Below are 17,671 nucleotides of genomic sequence, written 5' to 3'. Positions count from 1 at the left end.
GCCGAGTTACCGGTCAGGCGGACCGGGGTGAATGCCGGATGAACGGTTCGGGTCCAGGGCGGTCGGAGACAGGCCGGGTCGGGGTGGAAGCACGCCGGTTCTGGGTGGAGACGGGCCGAGTCTGGGTGGAAGCAGTCCGGGTCTGGTTGGATCGGAGCATGAGCACCCTTCCCGAGACGATCGAGCTCGACGGCGCCACCCTGATCCGGATCGATGCCCCGGACGACATCGCCTGCTGGACCGCGGGACTCGAGGGCGGCGATGGCGGGTGGACCGTGAGCATCATCGCCGAACCCGCGGAGGAGCCCAGCGCGCAGGCGCTCGAGGCGGCCCAGGGGATCGTGACCGAGTTCGCGGAGCTCAGCGAGGCCGCCATCGGCTACCTCGTGGAGGAGCTGGCGGGCCCGGGCGGCGACCTGTCCGACGCCGATCGGGCGCGGCTCGCGGCGGCGGAGCCGCCGTTCGGTGCGCCGGAGGCCGTGGTCTGGCAGGACGGCACCTGGATGTTGCGCTTTGCGGAGTGCGGCCTCGAGATCGGCGACGAATACGGCGTGGGCGTCATGTTCGCCGGCCGCACCCCCGTCGCGGTCGAGGACCTGTCGGATCCGGACGACGTCTGACCCCGATCGCCTCCGGCCATTGAGCGACGACGCCGGAGGCGACGGAGACGAAACGCGGCGATCTCGGGAGAGCGCCGCGTTTCGTCTCGCTCGGCCTGCGGCCGTGCTCGCTCAACGACCGGTGGGGAAGATCGTGTTCGGTCGAGGGCGCAACGCTCAACGACCGGTGGTGGCGGTCTCCGCGTTGTACTTGAAGCCCCTGTGCGATCCGGCGAAGCCGAGGCGCTCGTAGAAGCGGTGCGCCTCGACGCGCTGCGCATCCGAGGTGAGCTGCACCAGCGGGCTGCTCAGATCGGCGGTCGCGACGTCCATGATCCAGCGCATGAGCGCGGATCCGACGCCGCTGGAGCGCAGATCCGAACGGACCCGCACCGCCTCGACGAGCAGGCGGGTCGAGCCGCGGCGGGACATCCCCGGAATGCGGGTGAGCTGGAACGTGCCGATGATCCGGCCGTCGTGCTCGGCGACGAGGAGGTCGTTGGAGTCGTCGGCGAGCACCGACTCCAGGCCCGCGGCATACGCGGGCAGGTCGTCGTCGGAGGCGGTGTCGCCGCGCGCCGCGCTGATCGCGTCATCGGCGAGCAGCGCGACGATCGCGGCGGTGTCCTCGGTGCGCGCGCGGCGCAGCCTGACCTCCCCGATCCGCGTGTCGAGCGGAACGGGGAGGGCGAGGTCGGTGAGCATGCGCGGTTCAGGCCTCGACGGGCGCGGCGGCCTCGGCCGGCTCGGGGGTCTCGGCGGGCGGGGCGACATCGACGCCGGCCTCCTTGCGCTGCTCCGCGGTGATCGGGGCGGGCGCGGCGGTGAGCGGGTCGAAGCCGTTGCCGGTCTTCGGGAACGCGATGACCTCGCGGATCGAGTCGGTCTTGGACAGGTGCTGCAGCACGCGGTCCATGCCGAGCGCGATGCCGCCGTGCGGCGGGGCGCCGAACTTGAACGCGTCGAGCAGGAAGCCGAACTGCTCCTGCGCGATCTCGTCGGAGAGACCCATCACCTCGAAGACGCGCTTCTGGATGTCCTCGCGGTGGATGCGGATGGATCCGCCGCCGAGCTCGGAGCCGTTGCACACGATGTCGTACGCGTAGGCGAGAGCGGATCCGGGGTCGGTGTCGAAGGTGGCCTCGAACTCCGGCTTGGGCCCGGTGAAGGCGTGGTGCACGGCGGTCCAGGCGCCGGCGCCGACGGCGACGTCGCCCGAGGCGACCGCATCCGCGGCGGGCTCGAACATCGGGGCGTCGACGACCCAGGTGAACGCGAACACCTCGGGGTCGAGCAGGCCGAGGCGGCGGCCGATCTCGACGCGCGCGGCGCCGAGCAGGGCGCGGCAGTCCTTCACGGATCCGGCGGCGAAGAACGCGCAGTCGCCCGGCTTCGCGCCGACGAACTCCGCGAGACCCGCCTGCTCGGCCTCGCTGAGGTTCTTCGCGACCGGGCCGCCGAGCGTGCCGTCCTCGTTGAACAGGACGTACGCGAGACCGCGGGCGCCGCGCTGCTTGGCCCAGTCCTGCCACGCGTCGAGCACCTTGCGGGGCTGCGAGGCGCCGCCGGGCATGACGACCGCGCCCACGTAATCGGCCTGGAAGACGCGGAACGTGGTCTCGGAGAAGTACTCGGTCGCCTCGACGAGCTCGAGACCGAAGCGCAGATCCGGCTTGTCGGATCCGTATTTCGCCATCGCGTCGGCGTAGGTCATCCGCGGCAGCGGGGTCTGCACCTCGACGCCAATGGTGGCCCACATCGCGCGGATGACGGCCTCCATCATCTCGATGACGTCCTCCTGGTCGACGAAGGACATCTCGATGTCGAGCTGGGTGAACTCGGGCTGGCGGTCGGCGCGGAAGTCCTCGTCGCGGTAGCAGCGCGCGATCTGGAAGTACTTCTCGACGCCGCCGACCATGAGCAGCTGCTTGAACAGCTGCGGGCTCTGCGGCAGGGCGTACCAGCTGCCGGGGTGCAGGCGCGCGGGCACGACGAAGTCGCGGGCGCCCTCCGGGGTGGAGCGGGTCAGCGTCGGGGTCTCGACCTCGACGAACTCGCGCTCGTGCAGCACGTCGCGCAGGGCCTTGTAGACCTTCGAGCGCAGCTGCAGCGGCGCGATCGCGGCGGGGCGGCGCAGGTCGAGGTAGCGGTGCTTGAAGCGCACGTCCTCGCCGACCGGGTCGGTCTCGGCGAGGCCCGAGGAGACCTGGAACGGCAGCGGCGCCGACTCGTTGAGCACGACGACGTCCTGCGCCACGATCTCGATCTCGCCCGAGGGCAGGTTCGGGTTCTCGTTGCCGGCGGGGCGGCGCGACACCTCACCGGTGACCTGCAGCACGAATTCGCTGCGCAGCGGGTGCGCGATCTCCTCGTCGCGGATGACGACCTGGGCGATGCCGGATCCGTCCCGCAGATCGATGAAGGCGACTCCTCCGTGGTCACGACGGCGATCGACCCACCCCGCAAGGGTGATGGTCTGACCGATGTGCTCGGCTCGCAGCGAGCCTGCCGTGTGGGTGCGAAGCACGGAATACGCCTCCAACTAGGGAAAAGGGATCCCGGCCATTCTACGGGGACGCGCGGGAGGCCTCGTGGTGGGCGGCTCCGTCTCACTAGACTGCGGTGGACCTCATCCCCCGCCCGGAAGGCACAGCAGATGAACATCGTCCACGCGTCCGATGCGACCGACGCCGTCAGCGGCGTCTACGCCGCGATCTTCTCCGGCACAGGCATCACCTTCTCGCTGATCCTCTACGTCATCATCGCGATCGCGCTGTGGCGCGTCTTCACGAAGGCCGGGCACCCCGGCATCCTCGCGATCATCCCGATCGTGAACCTCATCTTCCTCATCAAGATCGCCGGGATGAGCGGCTGGCTCGTGCTGCTGTACCTGATCCCTCTCGTGAACATCATCTTCGCGATCGTGGTGGCGGTGAAGCTCGGCAAGAACTTCGGCAAGGGCGGGGTGTTCTCGTTCTTCCTGCTCTGGCTGTTCTCGTTCATCGGGTACTTCATCATCGGGTTCGGCTCGGCCGAGTACCGCCGCGTCTGATCGGATGACGGCGGAGCGCCTGCACCTCGTCCGCCACGGCGAGGTCTTCAACCCTGGCCGGATCCTGTATGGACGCCTGCCCGGCTACCACCTGAGCGACGCGGGCCGGCGGATGGCGCAGTCCGCCGCGGACCATGTCGTGGCGATGGACCGTCCGGTGTCGGCACTGCGGTGCTCGCCGCTCGAGCGCACGCAGGAATCGGCCGAGCCCTTCACCGCGGCCTTCGGGCTCGATGCGGTGCTCGACGAGCGCATCATCGAGCCGTGGAACGTGTTCGAGGGCACGCAGATGCGCCGTTCGCTGATGAATCCGTGGAACTGGCGCCACCTGCGGCGCCCCTCGGTGCCGAGCTGGGGCGAGCCGTACTCCTCGGTCGCCGCGCGCATGCGCGATGCCATGGACGAGGCCTGGCACGAGGCCGAGGGCGGCGACCTGGTGTTCGTCTCGCACCAGGCACCGATCTGGATCACGCACCTGTCGGTCGCGGGGCTGCCGCTGCGGCACGATCCACGGACGCGCCGCTGCGCGCTGTCGAGCGTCACCTCGTTCGAGCGCGTCGGCGACGTGTGGCGCGAGGTGGCCTACGCGGAACCGGCCGCGGCCGGGATCGACCTGGGCGCCGTCTGACGCCCGGCGGTTGCTGCGTTTCGTCTCGCTCGGCCTGCGGCCGTGCTCGCTCAACGACCGGGGGCGGCCGCCGCATTCGGAGTTGTTCAGTGCACGCGCACTACGGGTTCCAGGGCGAACGGATCCGCGTCGCGCGCGGGCAGCAGGAACCGGCGCTCGGCGGTCGCGGCGACCGGGACGAGGGCGCGGATCAGCGCGGCGCCGCGCACGCCGGCCTCGCGCAGGGCATCGACCTCGGCGGGGTTCAGGCCGACGGGCTGATCGCCGTTGCCGAGATCGGTCCCGTAGCGGACCGTGCCGCCGTGCGCGTGGAAGCGGCGCAGGTTGTCGACGGCGATCGCGCGGGACTCGCCCTCGTGGATCGCGAGCGTGGAGATCCAGGCGATCCGCCCGGCCTGGGCGGAGACCTCTGCATCGCTCAGCCGCTCGGTGAACGGGGTGTGCGCGAGCGCCCTGACGCCGAGCCGCGGCATGCGCTGCGCCTCGCCGGGGCCCTCCGCGTGCGCGACCACGGGCAGTCCGTGGCGGTCGGCGATGCGCACGATGGCCTGGAGCAGGTCGTCGCCGAACACCGGCCCCGCCGTGCTGTTGCTGGCGACCTTGATCACCGAAGCGCCGGCGGCCTTCATCTCGGCGACGGCGGCCTCCGCGGCGTCGACGTCGACGATCTCGCGGAAGGATCCCTCCGGCGCCCAGCTCCGGTCGGAGGGGTACCCGCCGACCGGGGTCAGGAACGCGCCCGCGAACGAGATCGCGATGCCGCCCGGCGGGTCCGCGGCGAGGGCCGCGACCGCTGCGGGAGCGGATCCGAGATCCAGCACGCGGCCGAGCAGCCCGCTCGACAGGCGCGCCGGATCCACGAGCTGCAGATGCACGTGGTGGTCCGTGAACCCGCCGATCACCGTGCCGTCCGTCACGCTCACGCCGTCACTGCCCGATCTCGGTGCGCACCGCGTACAGCTCGGGGAAGAATGTCAGATCGAGGGCGCGCTGCAGGAAGTCGACGCCGCTGGACCCGCCCGTGCCGATCTTGCGCCCGATCGTCCTGGTCACCGTGCGCAGGTGGCGGAAGCGCCAGAACTGGAAGTTGTCCTCGACGTCGACGAGCTCTTCGCACGCCTCGTACAGGTCCCAGTGGTCGTGGGGATTCTCGTAGATCTCGGTGAGCACGGGCACGAGCGAGTCGTGCATCCGGTACGGCTGGCGCACGTCGCGGTCGAGGATCTCCGTCGGGACGGGCAGTCCGCGGCGTGCGGCGAACCGCAGGAACTCGTCGTACAGGGTCGGGCGCTCGAACTCGGCCGTGAGCATCGCGAGGTTCTCGGGGTGGGAGCGGAACACGCTCAGCATCCGCTCGTTCTTGTTGCCGAGCGCGAACTCGACGGCGCGGTACTGCACGGACTGGAAGCCCGAGGAGTTGCCGAGGTCGCCGCGGAACTCCGCGTACTCCGTGGGGGTGAGCGTCGCCAGCACCGACCACTGCTGCGTGAGCACCTCCTGGATGTGCTTCACGCGGGCCATGTGCTTGAGCGCGGAGCGCAGGTCGTCTTCGGCGAGCCGGTCGCGCGCGGTGCCGAGTTCGTGCAGCACGAGTTTCAGCCACAGCTCGGTGGTCTGGTGCTGGATGATGAACAGCATCTCGTCGTGGTGCTCCGGGACGCTGACCGGGTGCTGCGCGCTGAGAAGCCGATCCAGATCGAGGTACGACCCGTAGGTCATCCGGTCCTTCAGATCGGTGACGATGCCCTCTTCGAGCGCTCGCTCGTTCGCGGTCGTGTTGTCCGGCACGGGCGACCTCCTTGTCGTTGAACACGTCCAGTATTTCATCGGTGCTTCGGAGGCGTCTGTGATCGCAGCCATCGCTCCGCGCCACGATTCGCCGCGGTGGACTTGTCCTCGGCCCGAGGAGTGTGTAGGCAAGGGCCTCGCCCGATGTCTCGCCCGGGTTCATGCGGCCGCCGTCGAGACGGAGTCCCCTTCGGTCGTGACCTGCTCCATGAACATGACGCGGGGCGGTGGCGTGTCGGAGTATTCGACGCCGGCGGGAGTGGTCCAGACGATGGTGCCGTCCCGGCGCTGTCGCGCGGTCCAGCGCCACCTCGCGTCGACGTCCGGGTGCTTGAGGGCATGGTGCGTGGCGCAGAGACAGGCGAGGTTCGTGATCGCGGTGGGTCCGCCGCGGGCGTGGTCGTAGGTGTGATCGATCTCGCATCGTCGTGCGGGTCTGCGGCAACCGGGGAACCGGCAGGTGCGGTCGCGGGCGCGGAGGTGGCGTCTCATCGCCTCGGTGGGCTGGTAGGCGGTGGTGCGGGTGATCATCCCCGCGTCGTCGAGGTGCAGGCGTCGCCAGGAGGCGGCGGAGGCGGCGAGGTCGCGTGCGGTTTCCGGGTCCGTCGGGCCGTGACCGTCGAGTTCGGCGAGGCGGTCGTCGATCCCGGCGAGAGTGGCGGCGCTGACGGTGACCTGCACCGTCGGGCGGATGCTGTCGAGGATGTCGGCGTCGTGGTCGATGCGGCCGGTGAGCAGCTGCAGCAGGATCCGGTCGCAGCGCACCTGGTCCAGGGTTCGCGCGTCGCCCAGGGGGCCGGAGCCCGCTCCGCCCTGCTTCGCCGCACGGAGGATCGCGTGGCCCTCCTGGGTGACGCGGTCGTAGACGGCGTGGATGAGCACGGCGGGGCCTGTGACGTGCAGGGTCGCCTGTCCGCGCCCCTCATCGGTCACGGAGACGACGCGCTCGTCCTGTGCGCGATCGTGCTGCTCCTGCACGGTCGCGGGCGCGAGGGCGGCGACGACGCTCTCGGCGAAGGCCTTCGTGCGTGCGCGGGTCTCGGCGGACGCGTAGGGGACGACCGCCGTCTCATAGGCGGTCGCCACGGCGTCGTCCCCGGCGGGGAGGTCGCGCGCAGCCTCGACGATCACGTCGGCGTGCGCCAGCGTGAGCGCACCGGCGGCGAGAGCCTCGCGCGTGCCGGGGAGGCGCTCCTGCAGCGTGTGCGCGTTGGAGAGCAGCTTCGCCGCGGCGTAGGCGGTGATCCGCAGCCCCGCGGAGAACTCGCCGATCATGGAGCGCTCGGCCTGCTCGAAGCCCGCCTGCCCCGGCCGGATCTCATCGAGGAGCAGCCGCACCCGTTCGGAGAGCTTCCCCGCCTTCCTGGCGTGCAGGCGGGCGATCTCGCGGTCGATCTCCGCGCACTCCTCGACCAGCGCCGCGCTGCGGCGGAGCGTGTGATCTGGGGCGGATGCCATGCTTTCAGCCTAGAACGCAGCACCGACACTATGAGGGTGAAATCGGCATCTGTGGATAACCAGTGTCGTATATGTGTCTTATCGATCGCACCGCGTCTCCACAGGGTCGGAGCGCGCGGCTAGGCTGAGGTTCGACAGCGCCTAGGGTTCCGGGGTCCGCCCGACTGGTCCGAGCGGCGCCACGTCGGGCCTTCGTGGGCCTGGCGTCATCTGAACGGACAAAAGCCTGGAGGAACCACGTCCGTCGCGCCCGCGGCGGACCGAAGGTTCCCATGTCGCTTCTCGCATTCGTCCTCGTCTTCTCCGCCGCCGTCGCACATGCGGGCTGGAACGTGCTCGCGCACGGCATCAGCCGCGCGGGGCTCCCGTTCCTCTGGTGGGGCGCCGTCGCGAGCACGGCCCTCTGGATCGGAGTGGTGCCGTTCACCGGCGGCCTCGGAACCGACGACCTCGGCGGCTTCGTGCTCGGCGTGCTCGTCTCGAGCGTGCTCCACGTCGCGTACATGGCCGTGCTGCAGCACGGGTATCGCGTCGGCAACCTCTCCACGGTCTACGCGACCGCGCGCGGCACGGGTCCGTTCCTGTCGGTCATCATCGCGATGCTGCTGTTCGGCGAGCGCCCCACGCCGCTCGCGCTGGTCGGGGTGGCGGTGGTGATCGTCGGGATCGTCGCGATCGGGTTCGTGGACCGGGCGGGCGCCGTGCGCCTCGACGCCGGGGTCGGTGATCGCCGGAGGATCGATCCCGGGCTGCTGTTCGGCGTGCTCACCGGCGTCGCGATCGCGCTCTACACGATCTGGGACGCGTTCGTCGTGCGCTCGTTCTCGCTCTCGCCCGTCGCGTTCATGGTCGGCACCTCCGGGATGCAGGCGGTGTACTACTCCGCCGCGATGCGCCGCCGGTGGCCCGCCGCCGCGGTGCTGTGGCGCGCCGAGTGGCGCCGGATCGTCGCCTTTGGGATCCTCTCGCCGCTGTCGTACATCCTCGTGCTGCAGGCGATCACGATCGCCCCCGTCGCGCTCGTCGCGCCGCTGCGGGAGGTGAGCGTGGTGCTGGTCAGCCTGTTCGGGGCGTTCGTGCTGCGCGAGGGCCGCCCGGTCTGGCGGGTCGGCGCCGCGGCGGTCGTCGTCGCCGGGATCGCGCTGCTCGCGGTGTGAGCGATGGTCCCCTTCGACAGGCTCAGGGGCCGGGGGCTCAGCCGCCGACGGCGCGGAGGTACTGGCCGTCGGGGGAGATGCCGGATCCGGACACCGTGAAGCGCACGATGCTGGAGAGGTAGCGGTCCTCGCTGGCCTCGAAGATGCGGCCGTCGGCGCCGCGTGAAGTGCGGGTGAGGCGCAGGATCGGCGTGCCCAGAGGGACCTGCAGCAGCGCCGCGTCCTGCTCGTCGGCCGCGACCGCGTCGATCTCGTGCTGCAGGCCCACGATCGGGTGGCCCTGCGAGCCCAGGAACTCGGTGATCGAGATCGCATCGGTGTCGACCGCGAACAGCAGCCGGCCGACCTCCTCGGTGTAGAACAGCCGCTCCAGCATCGTGGGGCGGTCATCGAGGAAGCGGAGCCGGACCACGCTCACGATCGTGTCGCCGGGATCCACGCCGAGCGCCTGCGCCTTCTCGGCCCCCGCGCGGCGCAGGCTCAGCTCCTGCGTGCGCGCGCCGGGACGGGCGCCCAGTTCGCGGGCCCAGCGGGTGAACGGCACGGACACGTCGACGGCCTGGGTCGCCTTGCGCTCGACGACGCGCGCGGGCCGCCCGCGCGCGGTCTCGATGAGCCCCTCGGCACGGAGGGCGGCGAGGGCGTTCCTGATCGGCCCGCGCGAGGTGCTCCAGCGTTCCGCGAGCTCGGCCTCGGTCGGCACGGCGTCGCCCGGACGCAACCGTCCCGCCGTGATCAGGGCGCGCAGATCGTCGGCGATCTGGGTGTAGACAACCTCGGGCACATAGGCATACTACTTGGTCGTTCCGATCGGGCGCACCCCTGTTCCTATGGTGTTCACTCAGGAGAATCCCGGGTGAACAGTCGGGGAACAGTGCCGAGTTAGGTATACATCTCGACGGCGGGCTTGAGAGAGTCTTCGAGGATTCCCTCCGCACCTGAAACCCGAAAGGTCCTCATGAAGCTTCGCGCTCTCACCGTCGCAGCCGGCGCCGCCGTGCTCGCCCTCGGCCTGGCCGCGTGTTCCGGCACCGCCGGTGCCGCCACCGGCACCGACGCGCCCGCTGCCGCGAACGGCGGCTACGCCGTCGACGCGAACACCCTCGTCTTCGGCGTCGTGCCCGACTCGGTCGACACCCAGACCAACTACCAGCCGCTCATGGACTACCTCGCCAAGGAGACCGGCAAGAAGGTCGAGTACCACGAGTCGACCGACTACGCCGCGCTCATCGAGGCCGCCGTCGCCGGCAAGGTCGACGTCGCCTCGTTCTCCGGCTTCACCTACATCACCGCCACCAACGCCGGCGCCAAGCTGACCCCGATCTCCTCGATCGTCACCAAGCAGGGCCAGGAGCCCGGCTACTACTCCGAGGCGATCGTGCCGAAGGGATCCTCGATCACCTCGATCAAGGACTTCACGGGCAAGAAGGTCTGCTTCGTCGACCCGTCCTCGACCTCGGGCTACCTCTTCCCGAGCTACAACCTGCTCAAGGACGGCATCGACCCGAAGACGGGCGTCTCGCCGGTCTTCGCGGGCAAGCACGACGTCAGCGTGCAGAAGGTCGGCGAGGGCACCGAGTGCGAGGCGGGCTTCGCCGAGGACTCCGAGGTCGCCAAGAGCGACAAGGTCACCGTCGTCGACAAGACGATGGTCCCCGGCGCCCCGCTGGTCTACAACTCGGCCCTGCCGAAGGAGACCGCCGACAAGGTCGTGACCGCGCTCAAGGAGATCACGATCGACGACATCGTGAAGTCCGGCGTCAAGAACGCGGACAGCGACGCGTTCAAGGCGACCTTCTACGCGACCAAGCCGGTCGACGACAAGTACTACGACATCATCCGCGACATCTGCGACAAGACCAAGGCCGATCAGTGCAAGAAGTGATCTGACCGATCACGTCCCCGAACGGGGTCGTCGAGCGAGCGCCCTTCGTCTCGTCGCTGCGCTCCTCGCTCAGGGACCGGCACACACGTCGGTTCCTGAGCGAGCGCAGCGAGACGAAGGACGGTCGCCGTTCCGGCGTCCTCGCTCAACGACCCCGTTCACAACCAGGAGCGCAAACACCATGAGCACCCCCGCCTCGTCCGAGCCGGTCATCCGCCTCGCCGGCGTCACCAAGCAGTTCGGCGCCACCACCGCGCTCAAGGGCGCGGACCTCGAGGTCGCGCGCGGCGAGATCGTCGTGCTCCTCGGACTCTCCGGATCCGGCAAGTCGACCCTGCTGCGGCACCTCGACGGGCTGGAGACGCCGACCTCCGGCAGCGTCGAGGTGCTCGGATCCTCCGTCCCTGCGCTCAAGGGCAAGGCGCTCCGCAGCCTTCGCAGCCGAGTCGGCTTCATCTTCCAGCAGTTCGAGCTGGTGCCCTCGCTCACCGTGCTGGAGAACGTGCTGACCGGATCGCTCTCGTCCGTGCGCGGGCCGCGCCTCGGCCTCTGGGGCTACTCGAAGGACGCGAAGCTGCGCGCCCTCGGCCACCTCGAGCGCGTGGGGCTGCTCGACCGGGCCTACCAGCGCAGCGACACCCTCTCCGGCGGTCAGCAGCAGCGCGTGGCCATCGCCCGCGCACTCATGCAGCGTCCCGAGATCCTGCTCGCCGACGAGCCCGTCGCCTCGCTCGACCCAGAGTCGAGCGACCAGGTCATGGCGCTCATCCGCGAGATCGCCGCCGATCAGGGTCTCACCGTGGTGTGCAGCCTGCACCAGGTCGACCTGGCGATCAGCTGGGCCGACCGCATCGTGGGCCTGCGTCACGGCGAGGTCGTGCTGAACACCTCCACGACCGGCCTCAGCAAGGCCGAGGTCATGGAGATCTACGGCCGGGTCGCGACGACCACCGCCGACCTCACCGCGGTGACGACCGAGCTCATCGAGCAGGGCATCGCGACGCCCGCCGCGCCCTCCGGGGCGCGCTCGTGACCGTCGTCGCCGCTCCCCGTCGCGAGGGCTACGTCGGCGGCCTCCTGTCGCGCGCGCCGAAGCGCCGGGTGTCGCCGGAGCGGATCGCAGCGGCGCTCACCCTCATCGTGCTCGTCGTGCTCGGCATCGCCTCGCTCGTGCAGAGCGGCTTCTCACTCGCCGGCGTCTTCCAGAGCTGGGGCAACGCGCAGCGCTTCATGACCCGCGTGGGCGCGCTCACCTTCCCCGCGCCGCTCGACCTGCTCTGGCTGATCGCGCTCACCGTGGGCCTGGTGCTGGTCGGCACGCTCGTCGCCGCCGCGCTCTCGGTGCCGATCGCCTACCTCGCCGCCGCGAACACCACGCCGGGGCCGGTCTGGCGCGGGATCGCCCGGTTCATCGGCGTGCTCACCCGCTCGATCCCCGACGTCGTGCTGGCCATGGCGTTCGTGCTCATGTTCTCGCTGGGCACGCTGCCCGGCATCCTCGCGATCGGGATCCACTCGATCGGCATGATCTCGAAGATGTTCGCCGACGCGATCGAGCAGATCGACGAGGGCCCTCGTCTCGCGATCCGTGCCGCCGGCGGCACGAAGCTGCAGCAGTTCACCGCGGGCGTGCTGCCCCAGGTGCTGCCCAGCTGGGTCGCGACCGTGCTGCACCGCAACGACATCAACCTGCGCGGCAGCGTCGTGCTCGGCTACGTCGGCGTCGCGGGCCTTGGCCTCGAGATGTCCTACGCGTTCAAGGCGCTCAACTACGGACGAGGCCTCGGGATCGCCCTGGTGATCTTCGTCCTCTGCGTCGTGATGGAGATCGTCTCGAGCGCGGTGCGCGGCGCGATGCTCGGCGAGACCGCGCAGACGCGCTCGTGGATCGACCGGATCCTGCACCCGCGCCTGCGCGGACGTGCGGAGTCGGGCGCCGCCGCCGCGCGGACGGCTCCGGCGGCCTGGGCGGCGTCTCCCGCCGCGGCCGTGCGCCGCCCGTGGACGCGCGAGCGCCGCCGCAACACGATCGCCGGCTGGGTCGCCGTCGCGATCGTGATCGGCAGCCTCATCGTGTGCCAGATCCAGTGGAGCGACCTGATCACGGTGTGGGCCAAGATCCCCGAGATGGCCGCGAAGTTCTGGCCGCCCGACTTCGGCAACTACGACGCCTCCGTCATGCTCGGCGCCATGCGGGACACGATCGCGATCGCGCTCGCCGCCACCGTGCTGACGCTGCTGCCCTCGCTGCTGCTGGGATCCTTCGCCGCCCGCAACGTCGCCCCGAACGGCACCGTCCGCGGCATCGCGCGGTTCCTGCTCGTCGGCATCCGCGGCATTCCGGAGCTGATCCTCGCGATCGTGCTCATCGTGGTCACCGGCCTCGGCGCGACCGCGGGCATCGTGGCGCTGGCGATCGGCGGCATCGGGCTGCTCGGCAAGCTCGTCGCCGACTCGTTCGAGGAGGTCGACCGCGGTCCGGAGCGCGCGCTCCGCGCGGTCGGCGCGACGCGGGTCCAGACCTACGCCTCCGCGACAGTGCCGCAGGGCACGCGCGCCCTCATCGGGCACAGCTTCTACATGCTCGACACGAACATCCGCGCGGCGACGATCCTCGGCATCGTCGGCGGAGGCGGAGTGGGCTACTACCTGCTGAACGCGGGGCAGGGTTCGCGCTACGAGGTGGTCACGGCGATCGTGCTGATGATCCTCGCCACGGTGCTCGTGGTCGAAGGGCTCGCGATGTGGATGCGGAGGGTCTTCCGATGACGATCTCCTCACAGGATCGGTTCGACGTCGCGGTCGTCGGATCCGGCATCGTCGGTCTCGGCGCGGCGTATGCGGCCGTGCGCCGCGGGCTGCGCGTCGTGGTCGTCGACCGCACTGACCGGCCGGTCGGCGCGACGATCCGCAACTTCGGCCACCTCTGCATCGGCGCCCAGGACGGACCCGCGCGCACCTATGGCGAGGCGTCGCGGGGGATCTGGCTCCGCCTCGCCGCGGAGGCCGGGTTCTGGGCGCGCGAGAGCGGCACGCTCGTCGTGGCGAGGGCGGAGGACGAGCGGACGCTCCTGGAGGAGGCTGCCCGCGCGGAGAGCGAGGCGGACGGCGGGATCCGCGTGCTCTCGCCCGCCGAGGTGACCGCGCTCGCCCCTGTTCGCGCCGAGGTCGTCCACGGCGGCGCGCTCGTGCCCGGTGATCTGCAGGTGAACCCGCGGGAGGCCGCGGGCGCGATCGTGCGGCATCTGGCCGCGCTCGGCGTCGAGTTCCGCTTCCGCACCGCGGTCACCGAGGTCGGGACGGGGCTCGTGCGCACGACCCGCGGCGACATCGTGGCGGGCGACGTGGTCGTGGCCGTGAACCACGACGTCGACCAGCTGCTGCCCGCTCTCGCCGAGCGCGCCGGGGTGATCCGCTGCGCGCTGGACATGATGCGCGTCTCGGCCGATCTGCCCTCGCCGCTGCAGGCCCCCCTGCTCACCGGCTGGTCGCTCGTGCGGTATCGCCGGTTCGCGGGCCTCGGCGCCGCGACGGCCCTGCGCGAGCGGCTGCACGCCGAACGTCCGGAGCTCGCCGCGCTCGATCTGAACCAGATGTACACGCAGCTGCCCGACGGGACGCTCCTGCTCGGCGACTCGCACCACAAGGCCGTCCAGCCGGATCCGTTCCAGCCCGAGGCCGCGTTCGACGCGTTCCTCGCCGAGGCGCGCGAGCTCTTCGACGTGGCGGGCATGCGCGTGCTCGAGCGCTGGCAGGGCGTCTACGCGGCCGCCGCCGAGGAGTTCCTCATCGAGGAGGTGGCGCCGCGCGTGCTCGCGCTCGCCGCGACCACCGGCATCGGGATGACCACGGGGCTCGGCCTCGCCGAGATCGAGACCGCCCGCGTCTTCGGCTGGGGCGGATCCGGACCCGAGGACGCCGATACGTCCGTCGTGGACGGAACACAGACGGCCGCCATCGTCGGCGGTGCAGGAACGACCGCCATCGTCGGCGGCATCGCACAGGAGGAGAACGCATGAACACGCACACCCCGATCGAACTGGTCGTGCTCGACATGGCAGGGACCACCGTGCTCGACGACGGCATCGTGGAGCAGGCGTTCCAGCGCGCGGCCGAGCGCACCGGCGTGGCCGCACGGATCGGCTGGGACGAGGCGCTGCAGTACGTGCGCGACACGATGGGGCAGTCCAAGATCGACGTCTTCACGCATCTCGCCGACGGCGACGTCGAGGCCGCGGAGCGCGCCACGGCGCAGTTCGAGGCCGCCTACGCCGAGATCGTGGCGGAGCAGGGCGCGACGGAGATCCCCGGCGCGGCCGACGCCATCCGCGCCCTGCGCGACGCCGGCCTGAAGGTCTGGCTGACCACCGGGTTCGCCCCGGTCACCCGCGATGCGCTCCTGGACGCGCTGGGCTGGCACGACCTCGTCGACGGCGTGCTGAGCCCGGTCGACGCGGGCCGCGGGCGTCCCGCCCCCGACCTCGTGCTCACCGCGGTGCTGCGCGCCGGGGCGTCGTCGGTGCAGGCGGTCGCGGTCGCCGGCGACACGGTCAGCGACGTGCAGTCGGGCCGCAGGGCAGGCGCGGGTTTCGTGGCCGGGGTGCTGAGCGGCGCGCATGACGCCGTCGCGCTCGAGACCGCCGATCCCGATGCCGTGCTGCCCGACGTCACAGCCCTGCTCGGCGTGCTCGCCGATCGCGGGCTCGTCCCGGCTCTCGCGCCGATCGCGGCCGACTGACATGCGCGCGGCGCTGGTCCGCCCCGCAGAAGAGGTGCACCGGCACGACGTGCCGCTGCGGCCCGCCGCCGTCGCGATGGCCTGGCTCGGCGTCGGGCTCCCGCACGAGGTGCTCGCCGTGCCCGGCGTCGCGCTCGCGCCCCACGACGTACTGGTCGCGGTGGAGATGTCGACGATCTGCGGATCCGACATCCACACCGTGCAGGGCCGCCGGCACGCGCCGACGCCCCTCGTGCTCGGGCACGAGAGCGTCGGGCGGATCATCGCGATCGGCGACGAGGGCGCACGCGCGGTCGACGGCGCGGCGCTGCACATCGGCGACCGCGTGGTCTGGTCGGTGACGGTCTCGTGCGGGCACTGCGACCGCTGCCTCGTGGGGCGCACCCAGAAGTGCCGGCAGCTCGCGAAGTACGGGCACGCGCGCATCGAACCGCGGTGGGAGCTCACCGGCGGCTTCGCCGGGCATGTGCACCTGCGCGCGGGCACCGGGATCGTGCGCGTGCCGGAGGCGCTGCCGGCCGCGGCGCTCGCACCGGTCTCGTGCGCCACGGCGACCGCCTGGGCCGGCGTCGTGCGCGGGGCCGCGCTGCGGGGCCGTGCGGTGCCGGATCCGTCTCCGTCCGCGGGGGAGGACGCGGAGGTGCTCGCCTGCGAGCGCGTTCTCGTGCTCGGTGCGGGGCTCGTGGGGCTGACCGCCGCGGTGATCGCCGCGGAGCTGGGCGGGCGCGTGCAGATCGCGGATCCGGACCCTGCCCGGCGTGCGTTCGCCGAGCGGTTCGCGCTGACCGCCATCAGCCCGGACGACGTCGCGGAGGAGGGCTTCGACCTGGTGATCGAGGCCTCGGGGCACGCCGTGCGGGCGGCGCTGGACGCCGTCGACGTGGGCGGCGCCGTGGTGCTGCTGGGCAGCGTGTTCCCCGCGGATCCGGTGCCGCTCGACGCGGAGCGCATCGTCCGGGGACTCGTGACCGTGGCCGGGGTGCACAACTACACCGGTGCGGAGCTGCACGCCGCGGCCGCCTTCATGGCCGGCCGCGGACGCGCGCACCCGTTCGCCGACGCCGTCGGAGCCGTGCATCCGCTCGCCGCGGTCGACACCGCCCTCGTTCAGGCGGCCGCTCCGGGGGCGCCGCTGCGGGTCGGTCTCACGCCGCGCTGAGGAGGGGCGGACGCACCGGGGAGAGACACCGGGCTCACGCGGTGCGGAGGCCCGGCTGCTCCGCGTGGGGAAAGAGTCGGACGATCCAGGCGACCGCGATGAGCGCGCCCGACGCCGCCGCAGCGTGCATCAGACCGGGCTGCAGCAGGCCGCCGGCGACGAGCAGCACCGCTCCGATCGCCGCGCCGACCACGGGAAGAGCTCGTCGACCGCCGAGCCCTGAGCCCCTGCCCGCCCCCGAGCGGCTCGCGGCTCCGGAGGTGGTCGCGAGGGCCAGCAGCACGGCGCCCGCCGCACTGATCATCACCGCGATCCCGATCGTCTCCCACCACAGCGCAGGCCAGCTGCTCTGCGGCGGCAGAGGGTCGCTGCGCAGCGCCGTCGACCCCGTGACGAGACCGACCCACAGCACGGGCGCGGGAGCCAGGATGCGTGCCGTCGTCGCCGCGTCGCGGGGTGCGACGCGCGCGGACAGCAGCACGACGAGAAGGGCGAGGAGAAGCGCGAGGATCGAACCGACGAGGATCCCGGCCCCCGGCATGAGGTAGCCGATGCCATCGGCGCACATCCAGGATCCGGCGCCCTCGCCCATGGTCCCGTAGTGGCAGTTCACGTGCAGCTGCTCCCGTACGGGAAGGATGAGGATCGGCGCCAGGGCGACGGCGAGCACCATGCCGCCCAGCAGGATCAGCACGCTCGGAACGCGGGGCGAGGTCATGGTCCACACGCTAAACCTGGCCGTGCCAGGCTTGAGGGGTGAACTCCCAGGAACCGCGGCAGCAGCCCGCTCTCGGTGTGCTGCTGGTCGTCGGATCCTGCCTGTCCCTGCCGTTCGGCGCGGCGGTGGCGACGACGATCTTCCCGGCCCTCGGGTCCTGGGGCGTGACCGCGCTGCGCGTGCTCATCGCCGCGATCGTGGTGATGGTCATCGCCCGCCCCCGGCTGCGGCGGTGGAACCGCGCGCAGTGGACGGCCGCGGTGCTGTTCGGCGTCTCGCTCGCCGCCATGAACGGCAGCTTCTACGCGGCGATCGACCGTATTCCGATCGGACCGGCCGTCGCGATCGAATTCCTCGGGCCGCTCGTGCTCGCCGCACTGCTCACCCGACGCCTGGCCGATGCGGTCTGGGTCGGCGTCGCGCTCGTCGGGATGGCCCTGCTCGGACTCGACGGGCTGACGGGCGCGGTCGCGCTCGACCCGGTGGGGG

At 71.4% G+C, this 17,671-nt stretch carries 17 protein-coding genes and 1 pseudogene; 11 read left to right on the top strand and 7 right to left on the bottom strand.

What is annotated here, in order from left to right; genetic code table 11:
• The first annotated feature begins 158 nt into the window (after positions 1–158).
• Entirely contained in the window at positions 159–620 is a 462-nt protein-coding gene (locus B7X32_RS03210) for a hypothetical protein (RefSeq protein ID WP_292715926.1), read from the top strand.
• A 156-nt stretch (positions 621–776) separates the two neighbouring features.
• On the opposite strand, the gene B7X32_RS03205 is transcribed toward B7X32_RS03210, so the two are convergent.
• Together B7X32_RS03205 and aspS are read right to left on the bottom strand one after the other, a co-directional pair.
• Positions 777–1,304 (bottom strand): GNAT family N-acetyltransferase, encoded by a 528-nt coding sequence (locus tag B7X32_RS03205; RefSeq protein WP_292715923.1) that lies wholly within the window; start codon positions 1,302–1,304, stop codon positions 777–779.
• A gap of 7 nt (positions 1,305–1,311) precedes the next feature.
• Entirely contained in the window at positions 1,312–3,126 is a 1,815-nt protein-coding gene (gene aspS, locus B7X32_RS03200) for an aspartate--tRNA ligase (RefSeq protein ID WP_292715918.1), read from the bottom strand.
• Positions 3,127–3,255: 129 nt separating this feature from the next.
• Here aspS and B7X32_RS03195 point away from each other — a divergent pair, with 129 nt between their 5' ends.
• Positions 3,256–3,651, top strand: a complete 396-nt coding sequence (locus B7X32_RS03195; RefSeq protein ID WP_219844965.1) for a DUF5684 domain-containing protein — start codon at positions 3,256–3,258, stop codon at positions 3,649–3,651.
• A 4-nt stretch (positions 3,652–3,655) separates the two neighbouring features.
• Positions 3,656–4,279 (top strand): histidine phosphatase family protein, encoded by a 624-nt coding sequence (locus B7X32_RS03190; protein ID WP_292715913.1) that lies wholly within the window; start codon positions 3,656–3,658, stop codon positions 4,277–4,279.
• A gap of 86 nt (positions 4,280–4,365) precedes the next feature.
• Here the strand turns inward: B7X32_RS03190 and B7X32_RS03185 are convergent, their stop codons facing one another.
• The 3 genes from B7X32_RS03185 to B7X32_RS03175 all read right to left on the bottom strand — a co-directional run bounded on the left by B7X32_RS03185 (position 4,366) and on the right by B7X32_RS03175 (position 7,525).
• The gene (locus B7X32_RS03185) at positions 4,366–5,202 is read right to left on the bottom strand and encodes a hydrolase (RefSeq protein WP_292715910.1); all 837 of its coding nucleotides are present in this window, start codon (positions 5,200–5,202) and stop codon (positions 4,366–4,368) included.
• Positions 5,203–5,206: 4 nt separating this feature from the next.
• Entirely contained in the window at positions 5,207–6,067 is an 861-nt protein-coding gene (kynA, locus tag B7X32_RS03180) for a tryptophan 2,3-dioxygenase (protein WP_292715907.1), read from the bottom strand.
• 159 nt (positions 6,068–6,226) lie between these two features.
• Entirely contained in the window at positions 6,227–7,525 is a 1,299-nt protein-coding gene (locus B7X32_RS03175; RefSeq protein ID WP_292715904.1) for an HNH endonuclease signature motif containing protein, read from the bottom strand.
• A 272-nt stretch (positions 7,526–7,797) separates the two neighbouring features.
• Here B7X32_RS03175 and B7X32_RS03170 point away from each other — a divergent pair, with 272 nt between their 5' ends.
• Entirely contained in the window at positions 7,798–8,682 is an 885-nt protein-coding gene (locus B7X32_RS03170; RefSeq protein ID WP_292715901.1) for an EamA family transporter, read from the top strand.
• Positions 8,683–8,719: 37 nt separating this feature from the next.
• Here the strand turns inward: B7X32_RS03170 and B7X32_RS03165 are convergent, their stop codons facing one another.
• Complete coding sequence (locus B7X32_RS03165; protein WP_292715899.1) at positions 8,720–9,466, bottom strand: GntR family transcriptional regulator; 747 nt, start codon at positions 9,464–9,466, stop codon at positions 8,720–8,722.
• Positions 9,467–9,640: 174 nt separating this feature from the next.
• Between B7X32_RS03165 and B7X32_RS03160 the strand changes: the two genes are divergently transcribed.
• The 6 genes from B7X32_RS03160 to B7X32_RS03135 all read left to right on the top strand — a co-directional run bounded on the left by B7X32_RS03160 (position 9,641) and on the right by B7X32_RS03135 (position 16,464).
• Positions 9,641–10,567, top strand: a complete 927-nt coding sequence (locus tag B7X32_RS03160) for a phosphate/phosphite/phosphonate ABC transporter substrate-binding protein (RefSeq protein WP_292715897.1) — start codon at positions 9,641–9,643, stop codon at positions 10,565–10,567.
• 181 nt (positions 10,568–10,748) lie between these two features.
• Positions 10,749–11,600 carry a phosphonate ABC transporter ATP-binding protein gene (phnC, locus tag B7X32_RS03155; protein ID WP_292715895.1) on the top strand — a complete coding sequence of 284 codons (852 nt, stop codon included), beginning with the start codon at positions 10,749–10,751 and terminating at the stop codon, positions 11,598–11,600.
• Complete coding sequence (gene phnE, locus B7X32_RS03150; protein ID WP_292715892.1) at positions 11,597–13,336, top strand: phosphonate ABC transporter, permease protein PhnE; 1,740 nt, start codon at positions 11,597–11,599, stop codon at positions 13,334–13,336. Before phnC ends, phnE begins: the two co-directional genes overlap by 4 nt.
• The gene (locus tag B7X32_RS03145) at positions 13,333–14,586 is read left to right on the top strand and encodes a TIGR03364 family FAD-dependent oxidoreductase (RefSeq protein ID WP_292715889.1); all 1,254 of its coding nucleotides are present in this window, start codon (positions 13,333–13,335) and stop codon (positions 14,584–14,586) included. Before phnE ends, B7X32_RS03145 begins: the two co-directional genes overlap by 4 nt.
• On the top strand, positions 14,583–15,305 hold the full coding sequence (locus B7X32_RS03140) for a phosphonatase-like hydrolase (RefSeq protein WP_292715886.1): 723 nt from the start codon (positions 14,583–14,585) through the stop codon (positions 15,303–15,305). The genes B7X32_RS03145 and B7X32_RS03140 overlap by 4 nt, the downstream gene beginning before the upstream one ends.
• A 1-nt stretch (position 15,306) precedes the next feature.
• Complete coding sequence (locus B7X32_RS03135) at positions 15,307–16,464, top strand: alcohol dehydrogenase catalytic domain-containing protein (protein WP_292715884.1); 1,158 nt, start codon at positions 15,307–15,309, stop codon at positions 16,462–16,464.
• 34 nt (positions 16,465–16,498) lie between these two features.
• Here B7X32_RS03135 and B7X32_RS03130 read toward each other — a convergent pair whose 3' ends face one another.
• A complete protein-coding gene (locus B7X32_RS03130) occupies positions 16,499–17,182 on the bottom strand; it encodes a hypothetical protein (RefSeq protein ID WP_292715882.1) in 684 nt (227 codons plus the stop codon).
• A gap of 38 nt (positions 17,183–17,220) precedes the next feature.
• Here B7X32_RS03130 and B7X32_RS03125 point away from each other — a divergent pair.
• A pseudogene (locus tag B7X32_RS03125) lies at positions 17,221–17,671 on the top strand (EamA family transporter); the annotation flags it as partial.

It is taken from the genome of Microbacterium sp. 13-71-7 (assembly GCF_002257455.1).
Taxonomy (GTDB): domain Bacteria; phylum Actinomycetota; class Actinomycetes; order Actinomycetales; family Microbacteriaceae; genus Microbacterium.
The sequence above is the reverse complement of the archived record's forward strand: the minus strand, read 5'-3'. Positions and strand labels throughout refer to the sequence as shown.